Raw genomic sequence first — 1,335 nt, 5'->3', positions numbered from 1 at the left:
CAGTACCTCCGGCTCCGCGCCCACCGCCGCCCAGCACGCCACCCCCGTCGACTCCACGTACAGGCCGCGTCCCGCCAGGTCCCGTTGGGCCGCCGCGATCTGGGGTTCCGTCACCGTCAGGAACGTGCCGCCCGATTCGCGTACCGCTCGCAGGATCTGGCGGCCCCGGGGCGGGCGGGGGATCGCGATTCCCTCGGCCAGGGTGTCGGCCGCCGCCGTGTCGGCCGCCGGCTCGTCCGCGCCCGCCCGGAACGCCGTCGCCAGCGGTGACACCGCCTCCGCCTGGACCGCGATCAGGGCGGGGCGCTCGGCGATCAGGCCGTGCGCGTACAGCTCGGCCGTGGCCAGGGCGGCGCCGAGCAGCAGGGTGCCGTTGCCGACCGGCACCACGATCGAGGCGGGGAGCCGGCCGCCCAGGTCCTCCCACAGCTCGTAGACGTACGTCTTGGTGCCGTGCAGGAAGTACGGGTTGAAGACGTGCGAGGCGTAGAACGTGCCGGGGGTGTCGGCCGCGGTCCGGGCGGCGCGGGCGGTGGCCTCCCGGTCGCCGGGGACGCGCTCCACCCGGGCCCCGTGCGCCGCGATCTGCTCGACCTTCTTCGGCGAGGTCGCCTCGGGCACGTACACCGTGCACGGCAGTCCGGCCCGTGCCATGTACGCGGCGACCGACGTACCCGCGTTGCCGCTGCTGTCGGCGATCACGCGCTCCGGGGCCAGCCGCCGGGCCAGCTCGGCGAGGACGACCGCGCCCCGGTCCTTGAACGACAGCGTCGGCGTCAGGAAGTCCAGCTTCGCCGAGACGGTGTCGTCCAGTGGCACCAGCGGCGTGCGGCCCTCGCCCAGTGTGACCGGCGGCGGGCCGTCGAGCGGCAGGGCCTCCGCGTACCGCCAGAGCGAGTTCACGCGCCCGGCCAGGGACTCCTGGCGTACGGCCCCGGCGGTGAAGTCCAGGTCCCACGGGCCCGCGCACGCCGGACAGCACCAGGGGGCGGCTGCCTCGACGGGGACCCGGGTGCCGTCCCGCGGGCAGCGGTACGCCGCTGTGGCGCCCGCTCCGAGGTGTCCGAGGTGTCCGGGGGGCCCGGAGGGCGCGGGATGACGGGTGTTCGTGTGTGTCATACAGCGACCCTAGAGCGTGCGCCGTGACGGGCCGTCAGGTCCGGCGGTCCGTGGGCCGCCCGGTGCCGCGGAAGCCCGTGGTCCGCCCCGCGGTCACCCCTCCTCGCCCCCGCGTACGATTTCGCGCAGCAGTTCGTCTGACCTCGACGAGGAGCCCCCGCCCGTGGACATACCGCCGCCGCCCGCGCCCGAGCCTCCTGCGCAGTCGCGGCCGTG

At 75.8% G+C, this 1,335-nt stretch carries 1 protein-coding gene; it reads right to left on the bottom strand.

Going from position 1 to position 1,335, the window contains the following annotated elements; translation table 11 throughout:
• Positions 1 to 1,119 (bottom strand): pyridoxal-phosphate dependent enzyme (locus ACJA3G_RS37080; protein ID WP_406557406.1); only part of this gene is annotated, 1,119 nt, incomplete at its 3' end.
• Positions 1,120 to 1,335: the final 216 nt, after the last annotated feature.

Source organism: Streptomyces sp. YS-3 (genome assembly GCF_045257485.1).
Lineage (GTDB): Bacteria > Actinomycetota > Actinomycetes > Streptomycetales > Streptomycetaceae > Streptomyces.
This window is presented reverse-complemented; position numbering and strand designations above follow the sequence as displayed.